The organism is Phaeobacter sp. 11ANDIMAR09 (genome assembly GCF_001294455.1).
Lineage (GTDB): Bacteria > Pseudomonadota > Alphaproteobacteria > Rhodobacterales > Rhodobacteraceae > Pseudophaeobacter.
In genome coordinates, this window is record NZ_LIKT01000021.1 from 15,825 (window position 1) to 38,481 (window position 22,657).

At 61.5% G+C, this 22,657-nt stretch carries 21 protein-coding genes; 6 read left to right on the forward strand and 15 right to left on the reverse strand.

All coding sequences use genetic code 11. The features are described 5' to 3' along the window. Positions 1 to 2: 2 nt before the first annotated feature. Genes arsC through AN476_RS16335 form a run of 4 tightly spaced genes read right to left on the reverse strand, consistent with a single transcriptional unit; the run spans position 3 to position 2,162 of the window. On the reverse strand, positions 3 to 344 hold the full coding sequence (gene arsC / locus AN476_RS16320) for an arsenate reductase (glutaredoxin) (RefSeq protein WP_054462668.1): 342 nt from the start codon (positions 342 to 344) through the stop codon (positions 3 to 5). After that, positions 341 to 1,399, reverse strand: coding sequence for a quinone-dependent dihydroorotate dehydrogenase (locus tag AN476_RS16325; protein WP_054462669.1), 1,059 nt, complete (start codon positions 1,397 to 1,399; stop codon positions 341 to 343). Before AN476_RS16325 ends, arsC begins: the two co-directional genes overlap by 4 nt. Then, positions 1,396 to 1,827, reverse strand: a complete 432-nt coding sequence (locus tag AN476_RS16330) for a DUF1330 domain-containing protein (protein WP_054462670.1) — start codon at positions 1,825 to 1,827, stop codon at positions 1,396 to 1,398. Before AN476_RS16330 ends, AN476_RS16325 begins: the two co-directional genes overlap by 4 nt. Beyond that, positions 1,824 to 2,162, reverse strand: a complete 339-nt coding sequence (locus AN476_RS16335; protein WP_054462671.1) for a DUF952 domain-containing protein — start codon at positions 2,160 to 2,162, stop codon at positions 1,824 to 1,826. Before AN476_RS16335 ends, AN476_RS16330 begins: the two co-directional genes overlap by 4 nt. A 225-nt stretch (positions 2,163 to 2,387) precedes the next feature. Between AN476_RS16335 and AN476_RS16340 the strand changes: the two genes are divergently transcribed. From AN476_RS16340 to mnmH, 4 genes are all read left to right on the forward strand, one after another. Beyond that, complete coding sequence (locus tag AN476_RS16340; protein ID WP_054462730.1) at positions 2,388 to 3,974, forward strand: bifunctional UDP-sugar hydrolase/5'-nucleotidase; 1,587 nt, start codon at positions 2,388 to 2,390, stop codon at positions 3,972 to 3,974. 103 nt (positions 3,975 to 4,077) lie between these two features. After that, positions 4,078 to 4,386, forward strand: coding sequence for a DUF1992 domain-containing protein (locus tag AN476_RS16345; RefSeq protein ID WP_054462672.1), 309 nt, complete (start codon positions 4,078 to 4,080; stop codon positions 4,384 to 4,386). A gap of 59 nt (positions 4,387 to 4,445) precedes the next feature. Next, a complete protein-coding gene (locus AN476_RS16350) occupies positions 4,446 to 5,192 on the forward strand; it encodes an SOS response-associated peptidase (RefSeq protein ID WP_054462673.1) in 747 nt (248 codons plus the stop codon). Positions 5,193 to 5,273: 81 nt separating this feature from the next. Further along, complete coding sequence (gene mnmH, locus AN476_RS16355) at positions 5,274 to 6,326, forward strand: tRNA 2-selenouridine(34) synthase MnmH (protein WP_054462674.1); 1,053 nt, start codon at positions 5,274 to 5,276, stop codon at positions 6,324 to 6,326. Positions 6,327 to 6,337: 11 nt separating this feature from the next. Here mnmH and selD read toward each other — a convergent pair whose 3' ends face one another. The 7 genes from selD to AN476_RS16390 all read right to left on the reverse strand — a co-directional run bounded on the left by selD (position 6,338) and on the right by AN476_RS16390 (position 14,608). Beyond that, positions 6,338 to 8,497 carry a selenide, water dikinase SelD gene (selD, locus tag AN476_RS16360; protein ID WP_054462675.1) on the reverse strand — a complete coding sequence of 720 codons (2,160 nt, stop codon included), beginning with the start codon at positions 8,495 to 8,497 and terminating at the stop codon, positions 6,338 to 6,340. 145 nt (positions 8,498 to 8,642) lie between these two features. Next, positions 8,643 to 9,029 carry a Na+/H+ antiporter subunit G gene (locus tag AN476_RS16365; protein WP_054462676.1) on the reverse strand — a complete coding sequence of 129 codons (387 nt, stop codon included), beginning with the start codon at positions 9,027 to 9,029 and terminating at the stop codon, positions 8,643 to 8,645. A 15-nt stretch (positions 9,030 to 9,044) separates the two neighbouring features. After that, positions 9,045 to 9,317 carry a K+/H+ antiporter subunit F gene (locus AN476_RS16370; protein WP_157063783.1) on the reverse strand — a complete coding sequence of 91 codons (273 nt, stop codon included), beginning with the start codon at positions 9,315 to 9,317 and terminating at the stop codon, positions 9,045 to 9,047. Beyond that, complete coding sequence (locus AN476_RS16375) at positions 9,314 to 9,811, reverse strand: Na+/H+ antiporter subunit E (RefSeq protein ID WP_054462677.1); 498 nt, start codon at positions 9,809 to 9,811, stop codon at positions 9,314 to 9,316. The genes AN476_RS16370 and AN476_RS16375 overlap by 4 nt, the downstream gene beginning before the upstream one ends. Continuing rightward, a complete protein-coding gene (locus tag AN476_RS16380) occupies positions 9,808 to 11,370 on the reverse strand; it encodes a monovalent cation/H+ antiporter subunit D (RefSeq protein WP_054462678.1) in 1,563 nt (520 codons plus the stop codon). The genes AN476_RS16375 and AN476_RS16380 overlap by 4 nt, the downstream gene beginning before the upstream one ends. Further along, positions 11,367 to 11,720 (reverse strand): Na+/H+ antiporter subunit C, encoded by a 354-nt coding sequence (locus tag AN476_RS16385; RefSeq protein ID WP_054462732.1) that lies wholly within the window; start codon positions 11,718 to 11,720, stop codon positions 11,367 to 11,369. Before AN476_RS16385 ends, AN476_RS16380 begins: the two co-directional genes overlap by 4 nt. A gap of 17 nt (positions 11,721 to 11,737) precedes the next feature. Beyond that, complete coding sequence (locus AN476_RS16390; RefSeq protein ID WP_054462679.1) at positions 11,738 to 14,608, reverse strand: monovalent cation/H+ antiporter subunit A; 2,871 nt, start codon at positions 14,606 to 14,608, stop codon at positions 11,738 to 11,740. A gap of 366 nt (positions 14,609 to 14,974) precedes the next feature. Between AN476_RS16390 and AN476_RS16395 the strand changes: the two genes are divergently transcribed. Then, positions 14,975 to 15,481, forward strand: a complete 507-nt coding sequence (locus tag AN476_RS16395) for a rhodanese-like domain-containing protein (protein WP_054462680.1) — start codon at positions 14,975 to 14,977, stop codon at positions 15,479 to 15,481. Then, positions 15,469 to 16,350: a PHB depolymerase family esterase gene (locus AN476_RS16400; RefSeq protein WP_054462681.1), complete on the forward strand. Its 882-nt coding sequence runs from the start codon at positions 15,469 to 15,471 to the stop codon at positions 16,348 to 16,350. The genes AN476_RS16395 and AN476_RS16400 overlap by 13 nt, the downstream gene beginning before the upstream one ends. Before the next feature lie 168 nt (positions 16,351 to 16,518). Here AN476_RS16400 and mdoH read toward each other — a convergent pair whose 3' ends face one another. The 4 genes from mdoH to AN476_RS16420 form a co-directional block, all read right to left on the reverse strand. Further along, complete coding sequence (mdoH, locus tag AN476_RS16405; RefSeq protein WP_256363956.1) at positions 16,519 to 18,423, reverse strand: glucans biosynthesis glucosyltransferase MdoH; 1,905 nt, start codon at positions 18,421 to 18,423, stop codon at positions 16,519 to 16,521. After that, positions 18,420 to 19,928 carry a glucan biosynthesis protein gene (locus AN476_RS16410; protein ID WP_054462682.1) on the reverse strand — a complete coding sequence of 503 codons (1,509 nt, stop codon included), beginning with the start codon at positions 19,926 to 19,928 and terminating at the stop codon, positions 18,420 to 18,422. The genes mdoH and AN476_RS16410 overlap by 4 nt, the downstream gene beginning before the upstream one ends. Next, on the reverse strand, positions 19,925 to 21,205 hold the full coding sequence (locus AN476_RS16415; RefSeq protein WP_054462683.1) for an OpgC family protein: 1,281 nt from the start codon (positions 21,203 to 21,205) through the stop codon (positions 19,925 to 19,927). The genes AN476_RS16410 and AN476_RS16415 overlap by 4 nt, the downstream gene beginning before the upstream one ends. An 84-nt stretch (positions 21,206 to 21,289) precedes the next feature. After that, on the reverse strand, positions 21,290 to 22,654 hold the full coding sequence (locus AN476_RS16420) for a tetratricopeptide repeat protein (RefSeq protein ID WP_054462684.1): 1,365 nt from the start codon (positions 22,652 to 22,654) through the stop codon (positions 21,290 to 21,292). Between the last annotated feature and the right edge of the window lie 3 nt (positions 22,655 to 22,657).

Genomic DNA, 22,657 nt, shown 5'->3' on the forward strand with positions numbered 1-22,657 from the left:
TTTCACAGCAGCGCTGCAAACGCCTCGGTTGGGCGGCCAATCACGACCCTGTCGCCTTTGATGGCGAGGGGGCGCTCAATCAAGATGGGATGCGCCACCATAGCCGCCAGCAGATCCGCCTCAAGGCTGTCTTTTTGCAGACCGAGCTCCGTAAAGATCTTTTCGCCGCTGCGCATCATCTGGATCACCGGCAGGCCAAGGGCGGCCTGTAGGGTTTGCAACTCCTCCAGGCTGGGGGTGTCTTGCAGATAGAGCCGGAGCTCTGGCGTGACGCCCTTTTCCTCAAACAGCGCCAGCCCGGCGCGGGATTTGGAGCAGCGCGGATTGTGCCAATAGGTGATCATAGCCAGTCCCCACGTTTGGAGCCGACGGCGGCGGCAACCGTGTCAAAACCGTCGCGGGCCAGCAAGCCGTCCAGCTCCTGCGCGATCTCAGCCCCCAGCGACAGACCGCCATAGACCATGGCGGTATAAAGCTGCACCGCCGAGGCCCCGGCGCAGATCTTGGCATAGGCCTGTTTTGCATCTGAGATGCCGCCAACGCCGACCAGCGGCACCTTGCCGTCCAACAGTTCGGAGAGCTGCGCAAGCACGCGGGTGGATTTTTCAAACAGCGGTGCACCCGACAGCCCACCAGTCTCGTCACGGTGGGCGCTTTGCAGCCCGTCCCGCGACAGGGTGGTATTGGTAGCAATCACCGCATCAATGCCGGTTTCCAGCGTTACGGCGGCGATGTCTTCGATGCCTGCCCGATCCAGATCAGGAGCGATCTTTAGGAAAACCGGCACGCGTTTTGCCAGACCATCACGGGTCTCGATGACGCCACTCAGCAGCGCCGACAGCGCCGCCTTTCCCTGCAGATCCCGCAGTTTTTCGGTATTGGGCGATGATACATTGACGGTGGCAAAATCCAAATGCGCGCCGCAATGGGCCAGTACGCGGGCAAAATCCGCCGCGCGGTCGTCGCTGTCCTTATTGGCGCCAAGGTTCAACCCGATGACCGCATCCTTGGGACGCTGTGCCAGACGAGCGGCAATGACCTCCATGCCCTCATTGTTAAAGCCAAACCGGTTGATTGCCGCCTTGTCTTCGCTCAGGCGGAACAGACGCGGTTTTGGGTTTCCGGGCTGCGGGCGCGGCGTGGCAGCGCCCACCTCGATAAAGCCAAAGCCGGCCTGCGACAGCGGGTGCAGCGCTTCGGCATTCTTGTCAAAGCCCGCCGCCAGACCAACCGGGTTGGGCAATTGTATGCCTGCAATCTCGCAGCGCAGTCGCGGCGATGTCACCGGGCCGGGTGTCGGCGCCAGACCCGAGGTCAGCGCCTTGATCGACAGGCCGTGGGCCAGTTCGGGATCTACTTGGTGTAGCGCCTTGAGCGCCAGTTTTTCGGTTAGTTTCATCCGAATGTTGCTCCGGTATCGCTGGGTTTGGTGCGGATCAGCCGCGAGGTTTCCACCGCCGCCTGCCGGTGCACCACGGCTCTTTGGTAGTCAGGGTTGGTGACCATGGCCATAAAGGCATGGGCATCCGGGTAGCGCGCCACAAAGACCTCGTCCCAGGTCTCATCTTTGGGGCCGATCAATGTGCATTCAAAGCCGCCGCGCCAGATGATCTTGCCCCCCAATCCGGCAAAAATCGGTCCGCTTTCGCGCCCGTAGGTCTTGTAGGCCTCGGCGCCGCTCAGCCCTTGATCGGCCAGGGAATGACCGTCGGGGTAGCTGGCACTCTCGCGGAATTTCACCAGGTTGAGCATCTCGATGGGGTGACCGCGCTCCAGCGCCTTGAAAGCCTCAAACTGGGCGCGGGTCGGGTCGATGTGGGCGCTCATGTCATCTCTGCCGGAAACTGATGTGCGCCCTCCACGAGCGGCAGCTCCTTGGCCCAGAGCATCTCTGACAAAGCCAGTTTGCGATAGAGATGCGGGAATTCGGCCCCGCCGCGCGAGACCTCCCATTTTAGCGCCTCCCCCATGGTACTGCCGTCAAAAGCCAGGAGCCACAGCCCCTCGGCGCCGGCAAAATGCTTGGCCGCAGTTTCGGCGGCCTGGGGAGCGGTCGAGAAGTGAATGAAACCATCGCTCAGGTCGATGGGCGCGCCAAGGGTCTCGCCTTGGGACTGGAAGGCCGACCATTCATCGGCGCGGAGGATTTTATAGATCAGCATGAGGGTCTGATGCCCCGTTGCAGGTCGGGAATCAAGCCCGAAGCCATTTCCACCAGGCTTGCTTGCCCTAGCATTTGCTTTGGTGGGGGCGCGAAACCGCTAAAATAAGCGCAATTCCATGCTCATTTCCCCAAAGGAACCCGGTTAGGTTGTTTTTCCCCTTTGACTGGCCCCCCATATGGTCGCAACATTGCGGGCAAAGAACAGAAAATGGGAGTGATTATGATGTTTACGCGTTTCCTGAGTTCAGTCGCGGCCTTGGGGCTGACCGCGGGCATGGCCGCAGCAGACTATAAGCTTACAATCCTGCATACCAATGACATTCACAGCCGCATTGAATCGATCAACAAATATGATTCAACCTGCGACGCTGAAGGTGAGGCCGAGGGCAAGTGCTTTGGCGGGGTTGCCCGGATCAAGGCCATGGTTGATGCCCGCCGTGCCGCGCTGACGGGGCAGAATGTGATCTTGTTAGATGCTGGCGATCCTTTCCAGGGCTCGCTGTTTTACACCACCTACAAAGGTGCTGCCGAGGCCGAGTTCATGCAGGCCATCGGCTATGACGTGATGGCGGTGGGCAACCACGAGTTTGATGACGGTCCGCAGGGGCTGCGCGACTTTATCGATGTGGTCGATTTTCCGGTGATCTCCGGCAATCTGGATCTCTCTGCCTCGAACATCTTGCAGGGGCATGTGGGCAACCATGTGGTTTTGGAGGTCGGCGGGGAGAAAATCGGCATTATCTCGGTGCTGGCCACGGATACGGTGGAGACCTCTTCGCCCGGCCCCAATGTGCTGTTTCAGGACGAAATCAAGAGCCTGAAGGCCGATGTTGCTGCGCTGGAAAGCGAAGGTGTGAGCAAGATCATCGCGCTGACCCATGTGGGCCTGCCGCTGGATCTCAAGATTGCCGAAATGGTGCCAGGGATCGACGTCGTGGTCGGGGGGCATTCCCATACGCTTTTGTCCAATACTGATGACAAGGCGGCAGGCGCCTATCCGGTGATGGTGGGCGATGTGCCGGTGGTGCAGGCCTATGCCTATAGCAAATACCTCGGCGAGCTGAGTGTCAGCTTTGACGATACAGGCGCTGTGACTGCGGCGGCGGGTGAGCCGATCCTGCTGGATGCCAGCGTTACCCCGGATGCGGCGATTGCGGCCCGCGTGGCCGAAATGGGCGCACCAATTGAAGAGATGAAACAGCGCGTTGTTGCCGCCACCTCGGAGGCGGTTGAGGGCGCGCGTGATGTCTGCCGCGCCACCGAATGCGCCATGGGCAATCTGGTTGCTGATGCCATGTTGGACCGGGTCAAGGATCAGGGTATTTCCATCGCCATCCAGAATGGCGGCGGTCTGCGCGCCTCGATTGATGCCGGCGCGGTCACCATGGGCGAGGTGCTGACGGTGCTGCCGTTCCAGAACACGCTCTCGACCTTTGAGGCCACAGGCGCCGATGTGATCACCGCGCTGGAGAATGGCGTCAGCCAGGTCGAAGATGGCAAGGGTCGCTTTCCGCAGGTCGCGGGGTTGAAATACACCTTTGACATTTCTGTGGCGCCAAACGCGGGTCGGATCAGCGATGTGCAGGTGATGCAGGGCGGCGCCTGGGAGCTGATCGACCCGGCCAAGACCTATGGCGTGGTCACCAACAACTATGTGCGCAATGGCGGCGACGGCTACAAGATCTTTGCCGGAGACGACAAGAACGCCTATGACTTTGGCCCCGATTTGGCGGATGTTACCGCCGAATTCCTGGCCAAGAACCAGCCCTACAGCCCCTATGTGGATGGCCGGATCAGCCGCAAAGAGTGAGGGCCGAGTTTGTTTCGCATGCGAAACAGATGACCAGCGCCTGAAAGCCCCGCCCGCAGTGGCGGGGCTTTTTCTTTGCCTGAGAATCTGACAGGCTTGGGGCATGGATCACCCGCTGGAAGCTCTTATCAATGCCCGCATCAAAGCCGCTCAGGAAGAGGGTGACTTTGACAATCTGCGAGGTGCAGGCGCGCCTTTGCCCCAGATCGAAGACCCGGAGGGTACAGTGTTTCACCGGATGCTGCGGGACGCAGGAGCGGTGCCTGAATTTGTGGCGCTGGCCCGTGAGCTGGCGCATCTGCGGTCCGAGCTGCAAGAAACCAGCGATCGTACCCGCCGAAAGGACATTCTGCGAGAAATGTCGATGATGGAGGTTCGTATCGAACTCGCCCGTCAGGACTACAAGAAATGATCCCGCCAGCCTGGCCCAATGGGCTGGCCCGCAGGGCAGGGAGGCGCTAGCCTGCAGCCATGTGTGGACGTTTTTCCCTGACGCGGCCGGATGACGCCATGGCGCAGCTCTTTGCCGCCAGCCCTGCCAATAATCTGCCGGGTCTGCCCAATTATAATATCTGCCCCACCAACCCGGTGCATGTGGTGACCGCCGCCGAGGGCGCGCGCCATCTGGTGTCGATGCGCTGGGGGTTCTTGCCGCATTGGTATGACAGCGAGACATCGGGGCCGCTCCTGATCAATGCCCGCGCTGAAACCCTGGCGCAAAAACCAGCCTTTGCCGAGGCCTGCCGCCAGCGTCGCTGCCTGATCCCGGCCACTGGGTTTTATGAATGGACCAAGGATGCGCAGGGCAATCGTTTGCCCTGGTACATCCATGCCACTGATGACACACCGCTGGCCGTTGCCGGGATCTGGCAAAGCTGGGGGCGCCAGGAGTCGCAAAAGACCTGCGCCATTGTCACGACAGCAGCCAATCAGAGCCTGGGGGTGATCCATCACCGGATGCCTCTGGTTCTGGAGCCGCAGGACTGGCCGCTCTGGTTGGGGGAGGCGGGTCGGGGAGCGGCCAGCCTGATGCAGCCGGGCGTGGAGGGCAAGCTGTCCTTTCACCGGGTGGCGCCAGAGGTGAACAGCAACCGTGCCTCAGGACCGGAGCTGATCGAGCCTTTCTTTGAGGCGGGGGATGTTCCCGCAGCGGATCAGAGCGCCGAGACACTGTCGCGTGATGAGGACACAGGCAGAGCAGAACCACGCCTGCTGTGATTTGGCAGCCTCGCAGCCTGGCTGCAGGGATCGCGGCAAATGCATCTTTTATTCGGGCTCGGCGCGGGGTAAGTCAAAACCATGCCCAATCGCTATGAAACTCTGCAAGACATGATGGCCCATGGCTATGACACGGTCATTGATGTGCGCAGCCCCGCTGAATTTGCCGAAGACCATATTCCCGGTGCCATCAACCTACCGGTGCTGAGCAACGAAGAGCGGGCTGAGGTCGGCACCATTTATGTACAGGACAGCCCTTTTAAAGCGCGCAAACTGGGCGCGGCTCTGGTGTTTCGCAATGCCGCCAACAATATCGAGACCAGCCTCAGCCATCATGACGGCGGCTGGCGCCCATTGGTCTATTGCTGGCGCGGCGGCCAACGCTCGGGCAGCTTTTCCTGGATGCTGCAACAGATCGGCTGGCGTGCAGGTCTGATTGAGGGCGGGTATCAAAGCTATCGCCGTTTGGTCTATGGTTATCTCTATGATCAAAGTCTGCCGTTTCGCCTGATCGCGCTGGATGGCTATACCGGCAGCGCCAAGACCGCGCTGTTGCAGCGGGTGCGCGCCTTGGGCGGGCAGGTGCTGGATCTGGAGGGGCTGGCCAATCACCGGGGCTCTTTGCTGGGGGGGATGGCGCAGCCGCAGCCCAGCCAAAAGGGCTTCGAGAGCGCGCTGGCGCAGCAGCTGTTGCAGATGGACCCGGCCCGCCCGGTTCTGGTCGAGGCCGAATCGAGCAAGGTGGGCGCGCGCATTATCCCCCCGAGCCTGTGGCGGGCAATGAAACAGGCCCCCCGGATCGAGGTGCAGGCCCCGGTAGAGGCGCGCTGCCGCTATCTGACCCAAGCCTATGACGATATCCTGTCAGATGGCGAGATGCTGCGCGAGAAGCTGGACTGCCTGCGCGGTCATCGCCCTAACGCGGTGATTGATCACTGGTTTGATCTGATCGCAACAGGCGACAAACCGGCGCTGACGCTTGCCTTGATGCAGGATCACTATGATCCGTCGTACCGCAAATCCCGCAAGATCAACGGCGCGGGCACAATTACTGATGTGGATCTGGGTCAGATGACAGAGGTTGATCTAGAGCAGGCAGCACAGCAGATCTGTGAGCACATGCAAAGCCAGTAAGCCCCGGACTGCTAGGCCAGCGTCAGGCCCGGGGCACCAGCCGCGAGGCTGCCGATCTTGGCAGCCGGATAGCCGGCGGATCTGAGCTGCGCCAGCAGGGCATCCGCCGCATCGGCGCTGACAGCGGCCAGCAAACCGCCAGCGGTTTGTGGGTCAAACAGCAGATCCGCCTTTGCGCCACCGGGCAGTTCCGGCGCAATGGCGCGGTTTTCCGCAAACAAGGACGAGCGGATGCCGCCGCCGCTCAGCTCGGCGGCGCCCTGCATCACTGGCACCTGCGAGAGCTCAAGCCTGGCGGCCAGCCCGGAGGCCTCGCATATCCCCAGCAGGTGCCCGGCCAGACCAAAGCCGGTGACATCGGTCATCGCATGGGCGCCAGATAGAATGCGCGCGGCCTCCCCCTGGGGCTGGCACATCAGGGTCAGTGCTGCAGCCACCCATTCGCCACGGGCTTCACCAGACATGTCCGCTGCCATGATGACGCCGGAACCAATAGGTTTGGTCAAGATCAGCACATCCCCCGGCTGCGCTCCCGCCAGGGTTACTGGCGCGTCAGGGCAGAGCCCGGTGACGGTAAAGCCAATAGACAGCTCATCCCCCACAGAGGTATGGCCGCCGACGATATCAGCGCCCGCCTGCTGGAAGACCGCTCCGGCGGCGGCCATGATTTCGCTCAGCGTGCGCTCTTGCAGCGCTGGCGATAGGCGCGGCAGGATCAGGTTTGCCGTGGCCACCTGCGGTTCGGCCCCCATGGCCCAGATGTCCCCCAGAGCATGCAGGGCAGCGATCCGGGCCATCATCACCGGATCCTGCACAAAGGCACGCAGATGATCGGTCGAGATCACCTGCCGGGCGGCCCCTATTTGCACCAGGGCAGCATCGTCGCCGGGCAGAGGCGTAACGTCGGGGCGCTGGGCTGGGGCTAGGGCCCCAAGGGAGGCGCGCAAAGCCCCGCGTCCGGTCTTGGCGCCACAGCCACCGCACATCGGCTTTTCCCCCAACACCTGCGGCAGATCATGGGTGTGTTCGGCGGGCAGCTTGGCCGCATCCATCGCAGGCAAACGGCGGAACTGTTCCATAAAGTTTTGGTCGATCCGGTCTTTCCAGCCCCAGACCAGTGGCCCAGAGAATTGCAGACCAAAGCGATCACCCAGGGCTTCCTTGCGGCCCAGCGAGATCAGTTTCAGATAGTCCCTTTGTGGCTTGTAGCGGCGCAAAGGGTCCTGGGTCAGCCGAGCGCGCAGGTTGTGATAGAGGATCGGCGCCTGACGCACGGCATAGACCCCGGCCTTGGGGCGGGGGGAAAACCCCAGATGGGCGCAGTCGCCCACCGCATAGACATCCGGGTCCGAGCTTTGCAGGGTCTCGTCCACGGTGACAAAACCCTGATGCAGCTCTAACCCGCACTCGGCAATCCAGTCATGTGGGCGGGCGCCGGCGGCCCCGGTGGTGAAATCCGACAGGACAAGGCGACCATCCGCAAGATGAACCGCGTCGGGCGCGACCCGCTCAACTGCGGTATTCTCCACCACAGAAACCCGCAGTTCAGTGAACGCGCGGCGCAGGCGTTTGGCGACCTCGGGGCTGGCCTGACCCAATACCGGGCCGCTGTCGATCAAACTGGCCTGTCCCAAACGGCCGCGTTGCGCCAAGGCATGGGCCATGGCCAAGACCAGCTCGGCCCCAGCAACGCCGCCGCCGATGACGGCGATATTGGCCGGGCCGCTGGCATGGCGAAACTGATCCCAGCTCTGGGCAAAGGCCCCCAGGGGTTTGGCAGGTATCCCATGCGCAGCAAACCCCGGCAGGTCTGGCATCTCTGAAGTGATGCCAACATCCAACGAGGCCAGATCATAGGCGATCGGCGGGCGTCCGGGCACAGAGATCAAATGTGCCTGCGGGTCCAGTCCCGTCGCCGCACCGAGGATGACCCGGGCCCCGGCAAATCGCGCCAGTTTCACCAGATCAATATCCAGATCATCTCGCTGGTAATGCCCGGCGACAAAGCCCGGCAACATGCCGGAATAGGGGGCGGTGGGACCGGGATTGATCACCGTAAGCCGGGCGCCCGCCAGCGGCCGCATCCCCCATTTCAACAACAAGAGCGCGTGGGCGTGGCCGCCGCCAATCAGAACCACATCTTTGGTTGCCGGAAGAGGAGCGCTGTGCATGGGGCTTTTGCCTTTGTATCTTTCAGTCAGGGGCCTGTTTTAGGCTGGGCGAAGCGCCTGCGCTTTGAGCCAGGACAAGTGAAGAGATCTAAGCGCGCCTTAGAGCGCCGATCTGAATACGCGCGCAGTGACAGACGGGGCTGTCTCAGCCCTGCTGCTGATCCTCTGCCGGGGCTTCTTTGGTCTCTGTCACATTGTGGGTGGCCCAAATGCCATCTTCGCCGGCCTTTGGCAGGCTGGTCTTTGTCTCATGCCGATGAATGTGGACCTTGGCAATAAACAGTGCTGTGACTGGCGCTGTGAGAAACAAAAACAGGGTGATCATCAACTCATGCAGGGACAGATGGCCCTCGACCACCACCCCGTGCAGCATCGAGGCCAGCAGGACGCCGCCAACACCCAGGGTGGTTGCCTTGGTCGGGGCATGTAGCCGCGACATCGGGTCGTTGAGCTTCAAAAGTCCAAAGGAGCCGACAAAGCCAAAGAGCCCGGCCATGACCAGAAAACCAGCGATCAGATATTCAAAGAACATGCCAGATACCTTTCATCACTCGATAATATTGCCGCGCAGGATAAAGCGCGCATAGGCCACGGTGGAAACAAAGCCGAGCATGGCGATGATCAGCGAGGCCTCGAAATAGATCTCGCTGCCCAGGGCAATGCCATAGAGCACCATCAGTGCCAGAGCGTTGATGAACATGGAATCCAATGCCAGGATGCGGTCGGCGATTTCAGCGGCCGAGATGATCTTCCACAGGTTCATCAGGATGGCCAGGGCAAAGCAGACAAAGGCAAAGAGCGTGGCATAGGTAATAATCATTCAAAGATCTCCTTCAGGCGGCGCTCGTAACGCTGTTTGATCTCGTCGCGTACCGCATTCGGGTCGGGGGCATCCAGACAATGCACCAAGAGCGCATGCCCCTCTGCTGAGACATCCGCCGAGACGGTTCCGGGTGTCATGGTGATGGTGCCGGCCAGTACGGTGATGGCTTCGGGCGTCAGCAAATCCAGCGGCACGGCCACCCAGGCCGGCTGGCGCTTGGCGTTGGGTTTGAACACCACGATGCGCGCCACCACCAGATTGGCAACCACAATATCATAGAGCACGATCAGGATGTATTCGATGATCATCAGCGGATTTTTCAGCCGCATTTGCTGCGGCCAATAGGGCTGGGTCAAAAAGGGGATCAGCAGCCCCAGCAAAAAGCCAAAGACCAGGGAGTTCAACGTCCAGGTGCTGGTCAACAGCACCCAGGTTAGTGTCAGCAGCAGTGTCAGGATTGGATGCGGCAGCAGCCGTCTGAACAGTCTCATGGGGTGACCTTTCCAAGCACGGCTTTGATATAGATCTCAGGCGCAAAGAGCTGCGCGGCTGTTGCCTCGGCGTAATGGCTGGCCGGGCCAGCAAAGACGGTGAGCAGGATCAAGCCGCTCAACAGGGCAAAACAGGCGACAAAGGGCAGGGCGGCAGGGCGCGGTCTTTGCTGAAGCTCGTCCTGCTCGTTCGCCTCTTCCTCATAGGGCTGGGTCTCCTGTGGGCCGTCCGTTTCGCGGATGCTATGGCTCTTCCAGAACAGGAGGCTACCCGCCCGCGCCATGCCTAGGATGGTGATCAAGGAGCCAATCAGGATCGTGCCCCAGATCCACCAGACCAGATCATGGTCACGCGCCGCATCCAGCACCAGTAGTTTGCCGAGGAAACCAGAGAGCGGCGGCATACCTGCCATGGCGATTGCGCCGGTAAAAAACAGCACTGCGATCAACCCGCTTTGCGGCATCAGGCGCTGTGCGGTGATCTCGATCCCCTGCCGTTCGGACACCAGATCCGCGACCAGAAACAGAAAGGCCGCCGCCAGGGTGGAATGCAGGGTATAGTAAAGCGCCGCCGCCACGCCCTCGGGCGAGAACAGTGCGATGGCGGTGAGCAGGGTGCCCATCGAGGTGATCGCACCAAAGGCCACCAGGCGGCCGACACGGTAAGAGCCAAGCACGCCAATAGCCCCGATCATCAGGGTGACCAGGGCGGCCGGCATCAGCCAGGCGCCTGCCAGCCCCTCGGTGCTGGCGACATCCGGGCCAAAGACCAATGTATACATCCGCAGGATGGCATAGGCCCCGACCTTGGTCATGATGGCAAACAGTGCTGCAATGGGCAGCGGTGCATTTGCATAAGAGGCCGGAAGCCAGAAATGCAGCGGAATGACCGCGGCCTTGATGGCAAAGACCAAGAGCAACATCACGGCACCAACGCGCAACAGGGCGGTGTCCTCAGCCGGGATTTCCGCCACCCGTACGGCCAGATCGGCCATGTTCAGGGTTCCCGTCACCGAATAGAGCGTGCCAAGAGCAAAGAGAAACAGGGTTGAGCCCAGGAGGTTGTAGACCACATATTGCACCCCTGCCTGAAACCGTCGGGTGCCGCCCGAGTGGATCATCAGCCCATAGGAGGCGATCAGAAGAACTTCGAAGAAAACAAAGAGGTTAAAGGCGTCTCCTGTCAGGAAAGCGCCGATGATACCCATCAGCTGAAACTGAAACAGCGCGTGGAAATTGGCGCCGCGTTTGTCCCAGCCCGAGCCAATCACATAGAGATTGATGATGAGCGCCAACACAGAGGTCAGTAGGACCATCAGGGCCGAGAGGCGATCCAGCACCAGCACGATGCCAAAGGGCGCCGACCAATTGCCCAGCTCATAGACCTGTACCTCACCAGTGGAGGCCTGCGCCGCCAGCACCAGCGAGATCGCCACCAGCAAGACGGTGCTGGCCAGCGAGAAAATCCGCGTCAGATCCATATGGTGGCGTACCACCATGATGATGAAAGGCGCCACCAGTGCGGGCAGAACCACCGGGGCAATCAGGAAATGGTTCATGCGTCTTCCCCTTCGTCTTCGGGATGATGGGGCATATCAATCTTGTCATCACGGGCCGACAGATAGGCGGCCAGGGCGATCATCACCACCACGGCCGTCATGCCAAAGGAGATCACGATCGCGGTCAACACCAGCGCCTGGGGCAGCGGATCGGTATAGGGGACTTCTGCGTATTTGTTCAAAATAGGGGGTGCATCCACCATCAACCGGCCGGTGGCAAATAGGAAAATGTTCACCCCATAGGTCAGCAGTGACAGGCCGAGGATCACCGGAAAGGTGCGCCGTCGCAGGATCAGATAGATCCCCGCCGCCGTTAGCAGCCCAACGGCTGAAGCCACAAGGAATTCGATATTCAGGAAACCCATGCTCATGCCTCGCCCTTCGCTTCAGCTGCCTCTGCCGCGTCATCGCGGGCCGGGTTGATATCCATGGCATGCTCGCTCGACATGCCCGGTTGCCAGGCAAAACGCGCCAGACTTTCCAGCGCCAGGAGTACCGCACCGACAACGGCCAAGAAGACACCTAGATCAAACAGCGCCGCCGTGGCCCATTCGAACTCCTCCAGGGGGGACCAATGCAGGTAGCCAAAAGCGCTGGTCAGGAAGGGGCTGCCGCTGAACCAGGAGCCCAGTCCGGTGGCGGCTGCAATCAGCACGCCAGAGCCGATGGTGCCGTGATAGAACATCCGCTGGCGCTCGGAGGCCCAGCTAAAGCCAGAGGCCATATATTGCATCAACAGGGCGATGGCCGCGATCAGACCTGCGATAAAGCCGCCGCCGGGCAGATTGTGACCCCGAAAGAAGATATAGGCCGCCACCATCAGCGCCAGCGGCATCATCACCCGGGTGGCCACAACCATCATCATCGGGTGCGCATCGCCATCCTGGGGCATATCGGGCTTGCGGTTGAGCAGATAGGCCCGCACCCGGGAGCCCAGAACCGCCTCGGTCAGGGCATAGATCACCAGGGCTGCAATGCCCAGAACGATGATCTCGCCAAAGGTGTCATAGCCCCTGAAGTCCACCAGGATCACGTTGACCACATTGGTGCCGCCGCCGCCCTTATAGGAATTGGCCAGATGGAATTCGGAAATGCTGGGCAGGGCAAAGTCCCGCAGCATCAGCGCATAGATCAGCGCCGCAGCTCCCAAGCCGCCGACCACCGCAATGCCGCCATCGCGCAGGCGCACCCACATGGGCGCCTCGATGGGGCTGTCCTTGGGCATGAAGTTCAGCGCCAGCAGCAAGAGCACCATGGTGACCACTTCGACCGAGAGCTGCGTCAGCGCCAGATCCGGGGCGGAAAGGTAGTTAAAGCCCAGCGAGACCACCAGGCCAACCACGCCGATCAGCACCAGCGATAGCTGTCGTTGACGGTGCTTGGCGACCACAGCCAGAGTGGCAACGATCAGGCAGAACCAGGCGATCACGGTAATCGGCCCGACGCTCTGCACCTCGCGGGTGGGGGCCGTGATGGTGCCACTGGCATAGGCGTAATAGCTGATGCCGATGATAAAGAGCATCATCACAAAGGCATAGCGGGTGATGGCACCGTTGTGCAGCCCGTCGGTGATGAGCTGCGATAGCTTGGTCAGCCCGCGCATCAAGGCGTCAAAGATTTGCTTGGCCTCTGGGCGGGGCGCGGCGTTCCAGGCCCGTATCAGCGGCGCGTGTAGCTTGACCAGCAGCAGGCCGCCAACAACCGCCACGCCGGACATATAGAGCGCCGGGGTCAACCCATGCCAGAGTTTCAGCGAATAGTAGGGCAGCTCAGCGCCGCCGATCACAGCCCCTGCAGCAACGGCGACCAGCGGGCCCGCCAGTTTGGCTGAGAACAGTCCAATCAGAACCACCAGAGTGACCAAGAAGGCCGGGCCTGCCCACATGCCAAAGCCCGGATCATGGGGCTTTGCCGGATAGTCGTTGCGGATGGGGCCCAGAAAGACATGGCCGATAAAGCGGAAGGAATAGGCCGCCGAGAACAGCGCGGCCAGCAGCGCCAGCCCGGGCACCACATAGTGTGAGCCGCCCCAGAGCGTATGCACGGTCTCTTCCAGCATCATTTCCTTGGAAAGGAAACCGTTGAAGGGCGGGACTCCCGCCATGGAGAGCGCGGCCACGATGGCGATGGTCGCCGTCACCGGCATCAGATGACGCAGGCCTCCTAGTCGTTTGATGTCGCGGGTATGGGCCTCGTGATCGACAATGCCGGCCGACATAAACAGCGCCGCCTTAAAGGTGGCGTGGTTGATGATGTGAAACACCGCTGTCACGGCGGCGATCTTGGTGCCAAAACCCAAAAGCATGGTGATCAGCCCCAGATGGCTGACGGTGGAAAAGGCCAAGAGTGATTTGAGGTCATCTTTGAACAGGGCGATCACCGCGCCCAGGGTCATTGTTACCAGTCCGGTTGTGGCGACGATATAGAACCATTCGGGTGTGCCCGCCAGCACCGGCCAGAGCCGCGCCATCAGGAACAGGCCTGCCTTTACCATGGTGGCCGAATGCAGATAGGCCGAGACAGGCGTTGGCGCCGCCATGGCATGGGGCAGCCAGAAGTGAAACGGGAACTGGGCGGACTTGGTGAAACAGCCCAGGAGGATCAGGATCAGCGCAGGCAGATAGAGCGGCGAGGCCTGGATCAGATCCTTGTTTTGCAGGATCACGCTCAGGTCATAAGACCCGGCGATATTGCCCAGGATCATCATTCCCCCAATCATCGCCAAGCCGCCCGACCCGGTCACCGCCAGCGCCATGCGCGCGCCTTGTCGGCCTTCGGGCAGGTGCTTCCAATAGCCGATCAGCAAAAAGGAGGAAAGCGAGGTGAGCTCCCAGAAAACCAGTAAAAGCAAAATGTTGTCGGACAGAACGATGCCAACCATGGCCCCCTGAAACAGCAGCAGATAGGTATAGAACTGCCCCATGGGATCTTCGCGCGACAGGTAGAACCGCGCATAAAGAATGATCAGCAACCCAATGCCGAGGATCATCGAGGCAAAGAGAAAGCCAAGCCCATCGAGGAAGAAATTGGCGTTGAGGCCAAGTGCGGGCAGCCAATCGACCCCGACTTGGATCACCTCGCCGCGAAATATCGCTGGCGCGTGTAGCATCAGGCCAACAAAGGCCAGAAAGCTGGTCAAACCTGCGGCAGAGGCCGAGGCATTGCGTCCGGCGCGGATAAGCAGAGCGGGAAACACCGCTCCGAGAAACGGCAGGGCCGCAATCAAAAACAGGGACACGTGCAGTTCTCCTGGCTGGGCTTTAGGCACTAGGCAAAGGCTTAGGCAATTTTTTGCAACTGTTCCAGCCCTGCGACCCGGTAACTGGCTCAGGAAGGAGGTTTTGTCGCCGTTCAGCCCGCCATCTAGGTTTCAGGCAGCGGTTTTTGTAGTCAGTTTGGTAAAGTTTTTGACCGCCAAAGCGGATTTCTTCACGGCAGATTTGCAAAACCGCGCTGCGGGCGCGGCCTCGGCTCTGACGAGAAGTTGAAGAGGCGACAAAAACCCGGTGCTGATTGCCACAGAAAAAACTGCTAAGAGCGTGCAGGGCTTTTGCAATACCGCGCGAGAGCAGGGATTGGGATCACCACAGGGCTGCAGGGCAAAATGGCACGAGACAACCAGAGTGAGGGAGGCGAGCCCGCGGCAGAGCGCGCCGCAGGGCTGACCCGGCGCCAGCTGCTGTTGGCTTTTGGGGGGCTGGGGCTGACCACGGCGGGAATGACCAATTGGTGGCGCAGTCAGCCTGTGGCGCATGATCATCAGCGTCTGACACCGGTTGAGGCCTTTACGGCGGCCGGGGCTGGGGAGATCACCTTGATTGATATCAGAACGCCACGGGAATGGCGCCAGACCGGGGTGCCGGTGGGGGCGGTTGCAATAGACATGCGGCGCCAAGACTTCTTGCAGGCGCTGAATGCCGCCGTTGCCGGGGATCTTACGGCTCCTGTTGCACTGATCTGTGCCCGTGGGGTCCGCTCGGCCCGGTTGACGCGGGCTCTGGTCGAGGCAGGATATAGCAGAATCATTGATGTCCCCGAAGGCATGCTGGGCTCGGCCAGCGGTCCTGGCTGGTTGGCGGGCAACCTGCCCGTGGCGCGATGGCAGGGCTAGGGCGCGGTCTGGCAGGCCGAGCCCTCTCCGGGGCTGCGCTGGCGGCTCTGGCTTCGCTGTCTCTGCTGGCGGGGGGGGGCGCTGCTGCAGCGGGCTGTGGTCCAGAGCCTGGGGAGGCCTGCAATCTCACGGGGGGCAGCTATCACATCGTCCTGCCTGAGGTGGCGGAAGCGGCGCAGCCTGGGCCGGCGGTTTTGTTTCTGCATGGCTATGGCGGCTCCGGGGCTGGATCTTTGGCCAATCAGGCTATGGTCAAGGGCTTGACCGCGCGGGGCTATGCGGTGATTGCGCCGGATGCCTTGCCCCGGCGCGGCGGTCCGCGATCCTGGACTTTCTTTCCGGGCTGGCAGGGCCGTGATGAGATCGCCTTTTTGCAGGAGGTCGCCGCAGATGCGGCAGTCCGTTTTGATCTGGACCGTGACAGCATGATCCTGGCCGGGTTTTCCGCCGGAGGCTTTATGGTCAACTATCTGGCCTGTGCAGCGCCAACGGCCTTTGCCGGCTATGCGCCGATTGCCGGGGGATTCTGGCGGCCACAACCTGCGGATTGCGCCGGAGAGATCCGGTTGTTCCATAGCCACGGCTGGATGGATTCCGTGGTGCCCTTGGAAGGGCGCTACTTGAACGGCGGGCAGTTTCAGCAGGGCGATATCTTTGCCGGGCTGGAGTTGTGGCGCGATACCAATGGCTGCGATGACCACGCGCCGGATCAACGCTGGCGGGCGGGGGATGTTCTGCGGCGGCGCTGGGACTGTGGTGCTGGTGCGGATATTGAGTTTTTGCTGTTTCCCGGCGGCCATCAGGTGCCGCGTTGGTGGTCGGACCAGCTGCTGGACTGGTTTGAGGCGCTGCCGCCCAAGGCAGGATAGTCCCAACAGAACAGACCGGCAAAAAGGGGGGCTCCCGCGCCTTTCCCTCTCATCACAGATGAGTGGCAAAGCCTTGGGCCGCGCATCCGCCGCCCAGGGGGCAGCGGATGCGGTTGCGCCTGATTGCAATGGAAGCCCATGACGACAGGTTGTGCTTTTGCGCAGCTTCTATTCCGCCGGGTGCTGACCTGCGATATCCAGGTAGCGTTTCAACCGAGCGCGGTATTCACCGGCAGCCCGGGTGACTGCCGGTTCGGCAAAGACCACGGGGCTGGCCATCCAGCCGGGTTTGCCCTGGTGGCCTGCGCGCCGCCCGGAGAGCGCCGAGAGCGGCACCGCCAGCACCAGTGACAGGGCGATGGGCACCAGCCAGAGCGAGACCATGCCGCTGGCTATCCCGCCCCAGAGCACCAGGCCGCTAAGTGTTTCCAGCGCGTGGCAGGTGAGCAGGGTCATGAGCCCATAGCGCCCGCCGGCCCGCGCCTGGGGAGACCAGCCGCGCTGCAGGCCAAAGAGGGTCCGAAACACCGCAATCATCTGCTGAACCATGAGGATCGGCGCATAGAGCACCGCCAGCAGGATCTCGGACAGCACGGAAGCCGCAAAGCGACGCGGGCCGCCATAGTCAGAGAGCTGTCCATTGGAGACCGCCAGAGCCAAAACCGCCAGCAGCTTTGGCGCCAGCAGCATGGCGTAGATCAGCAGGATCACCAGCACATGGCGGGGTTCTGACATATCCGGCCAGGAGGGGCGCGACGGATTGGCGGCGCTGAAATAGTGAATGACGGAGTTTTCCTCGCCCCGGCCAATCAGCGCCCAGATCACCAGAAGGGCAAACCAGATGGGTGCCATCAGATAGCCAATAGCCCCATGCAGCAGGTGAAACCGCGAGATGGTGCGGAAACCGCGCGCTCCCAGCAGGTTCAGGTGCTGCAGATTGCCCTGGCACCAGCGTCGGTCCCGCAGGATATGGTCGATGAGAGTCGGCGGCGTTTCCTCGTAAGAGCCCCCCAGCCGTGGCAAAAACCGCACCCGCCAGCCCGCCCGGCGCAGCAGACCTGCCTCGACAAAATCATGGCTCATGATCAGCTTGTCGCGCCCCGTCAGGCGCGAGCGCAGCAGCGGCAGCCCGGCACAGGCCGCAAAAGCCTGTGTGCGCATGATGGCATTATGGCCCCAGTAGTTGCCCTCATAGCCGGTCCAGCGGGCCAGGCCCTCGGCCAGGGCCAGACCGTAGACACCATTGGCGAATTGCTGCATGCGGCCAAAAACGGATTGTGCACCAATGAGTTGCGGGAAGCTTTGAATGAGACCGGCGCTGGGGTCTCGTGACAGGGCATTGGCCAGCCGAGCAATGGCCCGCCCGGTCATCAGACTGTCCGCATCCAGCACCAGCATGGCTTCGTAGCCCGCGCCCCAGCGGCGCAGCCAGTCGCTGATATTGCCAACCTTGCGATGGGTGTTCTGTTCCCGGCGGCGATAATAGAGCCCGGTGCCTGCAGGCAGGTCGGCCCGCAGGGCTTGGACGCTCAGACGTTCCTGCTCGGCTAGTGCCGCATCCCGGGTATCGGAGAGCACGAAGATATCATAGCTGTGTTGGCCGCCGCGTTGGTGCAGCTCTTGCAACATGGATTGCACATTGCCCAGCACATACCAGGGGGTCTCGTTGTAGACGGGCACCAGCAGAGCAACCCGCAGCGGCGCAGGCTTGCCTTGCGGGCGTGTACGGTCGCGTCTGGACAAGGAAAACAACCCCAGAACCACGGTGGAGACCGAGAAGCAGATCCAGAAGAAATTGAAAGCAATCAGCGCCAGAAGGACCAGTTCCAGCGCCATGAAACCGCCCTTGGCAAACCAGCCCTGCATCACCCAGGTGAGGGCCAGGGTGCCCAGCATGGCAGGGGAAAAGGCCAAGAAGCGCCAGAGAGCCAGCTGTTTTGGCGGCTCAAAGGCGGGAGCATTGTGATCGTGAAACGGCGCAGAGAAATCCTGCTCGGGCATCGCCAGCGGCTGCAGCGGTGGCATCAGCGGCTCCATGGCGCGGGCAGGTGGAGATTGGGAGGCTGCGGTCATCCGGTCCACCGATAGAGCCAGACTTCACTGGCCGCCTGGCTCTCGCGGCGCAGCTGCAGGCGCAGCTCGACATGGTTTTCGGCATTGGGCACAAAACTGAAGGCCAGCCGCAGCCCGCCAGTGGCGGGGTTGCGCTGCAAGACACCCTCGCTGGTCTCCACATGGGGCGAGGACAGATGCACCTCGATCTCTTCCGGGTCGCCGGCCAGCAGCGGGTGGGCCTCGAAATCCACGGTTATCAGGCGGCCGGGATCGCCAAAGATCTTGGCGCCTGCTGCTGTATCAATCACCCGCGCCAGATCCATTTTGGGATCGTCTCCCCAGCTCAGCCGATAGGAAATCGGCCAGTCTGACCCAGCCGGGATGGGCGCGCGGGGGCGCCAATAGGCAACGATGTTGTCGTAGATTTCTTTATCGGCAGGAATCTCGACCAGGGTCACGGCGCCCTTGCCCCAATCGCCTTTGGGCTCCACCCAGAGACTAGGGCGGCGGTGGTAATGGGCCTCGAAGTCTTCGAAATCCTGCAAAGCGCGCGACCGCTGCATCAGACCAAAGCCACGGGGGGCTTCATCTATGAAAGAGGAAATCTGCAGATGCGTCGGATTGGCCAGCGGGCGCCACAGCACCTCGCCGTTGCCATTGGCCATCAGGAGCCCGTCGCTGTCGTGCACATTGGGGCGGAAATCATCAAAGCGATTGCGGTTGGTGCGGTCAAACAGGAACATCGAGGTGAGTGGCGCCAGACCGGCATGGTCCAGATCCTCGCGCGGGAACAGGCGCGCCTCGACATCCATCACCGTGGGGGTGCCGGGGGTGACGGTAAAGCGATATGCCCCAGTCACCGATGGGGAATCCATCAGGGCATGGACCACCATGCTGTGTTGCTCAGCCCCGGGGGCCTCCAGCCAGAACTCGATGAAATCGGGAAACTCCTCGCCCATGGGATCGCCAGTCTTCAGCGCCAACCCGCGGGCAGACAGACCATAGGCTTGACCCACCCCGATGGCGCGGAAATAGCTGGCGCCCTGAAAGACGCAGAACTCGGTCTTTTTGCCGGGCTGGTCCAGCTGGGTACGCAGCCGCAAGCCGCTGTAGCCAAGCGCGCCTGTGGTGCTGAGCTCTGGGGCAATCTCGCCACGATCAAACAGCGACATGTCAAAGCCAAAGGGCCGCGTCATGCCCGCCTGCACGGTGTTCACCTGTACCGCATGGCGAAAATACAGCCCCGGCAGGAAGAGATCGACATTGTAGCTGCTGTCACTCTTGGACCAGATCGCATCTTTGGTGCGGAACCGATGGGCCTTGTACTGATCATAAGAAAGATCGAGCCAGTCCTGTGGTACTTCTTCACGCGGGACGTAGTCTTCGGCGGCCAAAGCACGGGCGCGCGCCACCACTTGATCGTGGCTAAAGGGCTCGGGTTTTGCGGCATCCGTTGCAAAGGCGGGTAGGCTGCTGAGCATCGTGGAGGAGAGTGCAGCAGTGAGGAAGGCGCGGCGATTCATCGTTTCGCCCTCCAGGGGTGGGATTTGAACCAGCCCGCCGCATAGGCGCAGGTGATGATCAGGGCAAAGCCTGCCAGATTGGCGAGGGCGGTGATTGCAATGCCCCGCTCTGTCTGGTCCAGGGCAAAGCCAATGAGCCGCGCCAGGGCCATGGAAAACACAAAGACCGCAAGGCTTTGCTGGCCGACCTTGGTGATGATCTTGAGCAGGCGCGCCCAGACCCGTGCGCCCAGAGAGTGCCCCGAGGCGATCAGGCGCTTGCCGCCGGTCCCGGCGATCAGCCAGCCCAGATAGGCCAGCGCCAGGAAATGGGCATAGCGCAACAGGCCAAAATCTGTCTTTTCGCGCCACTGCGCAGTGGTCTTCCACCAGGGGCGGATCATATCGCCCAGATCGCCATTGGCCGCATCAACCCAGAGAAAGACTTTCCACGAGCCAAAGGGGGCCGACAGGATCAGAAAGGCGGCAGCGGCGAGGCCCAGGAGGGCAGAGACCGGCGGCTTGGGCAGCCAGCCCTTCATGAAGGCAAAGCCGGTAAAGAACAAAAGCTGCCAGCCAAAGGGGTTAAAGAACCACTCGCGCTCCGACCAGGGCTCAGCCGGGAGGGAGGCGCCATCGGGCCCCAGCCCGATCAGATAGGGGTTAGCGGCAAGCCAAATCAACGCCGAGGTCAGTGCCACGGCCCAGACACCAATGCGTTCAACGCCCATCATCAGGGGCATCAAGGCCAGTACCACCAGGTACATCGGCAGGATGTCAAAATAGTTCGGCACATAGGTGAGGGTAAACAGCCCCACCAGATTGGGCGCGGGGTTGTTGAAAAAGTGCTGCAAGTTCAGCGAATTGATATAGGTCTTGTCAAAGGCACCATAGGTATCCAGCGCTGCCATGGTCATGGCGACAAAGAAGAACAGGCCGATATGAGCCCAAAAGACTTGCCAGCAGCGAAACACCACCCGCGCCGAGCCCAGGGCCCAGCCCTGTTTTGCGTAAGAACCGCCAAAGGCAATGGCCGAGGCCATGCCGGAGCAGAAGACAAAGATCTCGGTCGCATCCGAGAAGCCAAAGCGCGCCGGGATCCAGCCGGTCCAGCGATTGCCGGGGATATGGGCCACCAGAATGATAAACATGGCGATGCCACGGTAAAAATCGAGCCGCGGATCACGCACCCGCGGAGCTGTGGTCTTGATGTGGTCCATATCACCAGGAGAAACCGTCCGGTTGGCCGCAGGCCCCGGATCTTGTTTTGGGGATGGAAAGGGCGAAACGTCCGCCATGGGTGGTTTATCCTTACAGATCTATCTTGAAATGACTGGGCGCATTCGCGCAGGGCACTATGCGCACCCCATTGAGTTTGCGGCTTATTCTGCTGGCATGCTGTGAACGTCAAGCCCTTGGCGACCGGCTGCGATCAAAGTCCGCCGCGCCAGGGCATAGTTATCTTCGCCGCCGGCGCGTTTGGCACGACGATCATCCAGGATCACCTCGACCGCGTCGAATTCTCCGGCCCGCAGCCCCGCATCAATTGTCATGCGCTCAAAGACATCGCGTTGTGCATGGCTGCCCCCGGCCAATTGCATGGTGCCTCTGGCGCGACACAGGTGGGTAAAGGCCAGGGCGTAATTCCCCTCGCCAAAGGCCTCTAGCCCATTGGCGGCATCACAGCCCGGTGTTGCCATGCGCTCCTGGGCTTCGGTGTCACGTTTCTGGGCATCGGCGTGAATGCGGCGGACCAGGCGTTTGGTTTCGGCTTGGCGGTTGCGTCCGGACAGGGCCAGCAGATAGTGCAGATCGGCAAAGATCAGGCTGCCGTCTTCGGTGCGATTGGCGCAGAGTTCCGACAGTTCTTCCCAGCGGTTGCCCACTGCGACGCCTTCGAGCTCCAGCCGCATCAGCAGCGAGGTGGCATTGGAGATATCGCGGTAGTCATCGGTTTTATCCTTCCGGACTTCGGTATCATAGAGCGTGAGGGCCTGATCGGCCTGACCCAGATCCAAATGCATCAGCGCCTTGTGCCACCAGACGTGATAGCGAAAGTTGTTGCAATGGGACCAGGCGGCTTCGCGCCCTTCCAGCCAGTTCAATCCGGCGGCGGCATCGCCCATCATCTCGTGCACATGGGCCACGGCATGTAAGCCCCAGGCATCATCCGGGGCCATCCACAGCGCCTGGCGCCCGGCGATGCCGGCCTTCTCATAGGATCCGGTCTCTTCAAGCGCAAAGGCGTGACAGCCCAGCAAATAGCCGCGGGCTGCGTGATCCGGGGCATAGGCTGGCATGACGCGCTCGACCGAGGCGCGCATCCCGGTGCAATCGCCAAGGATAAAGCGAATCCCATGGCTGAGCTTCATGGCCAGCGCATCACAGGGATCGACGTCCAACACCTGTTCCATCAGCACAACTGCGCGTGACGGGCGCCCGGCCAACCAGGCTTCAAGAGCGTCGACGTATTTGCGTTCGCGCGGTAGGGCGGCACTGTAGCCTGCTCTGGCGGCTTTCAGGGCGTCCTGGGCCATGGGCAGGAGTTCAGAGCGTCCCAGCATGAGAACCGAGAGCCCCTTGATGGCCTGGGCCAGGGCAAAGTCCGGCGCGGCCGTGAGCACAGCGCCCAGGTGATCTGCGGTGGCAGCGGCATGGGCCAGCACCCCCATCTGTGCCGCATCCCAGCTTGCGAGGGTCGTGGCACAGCTGAGGCTGGTGTCTTGTCCAAACTTGTCTTGCGTCATTGG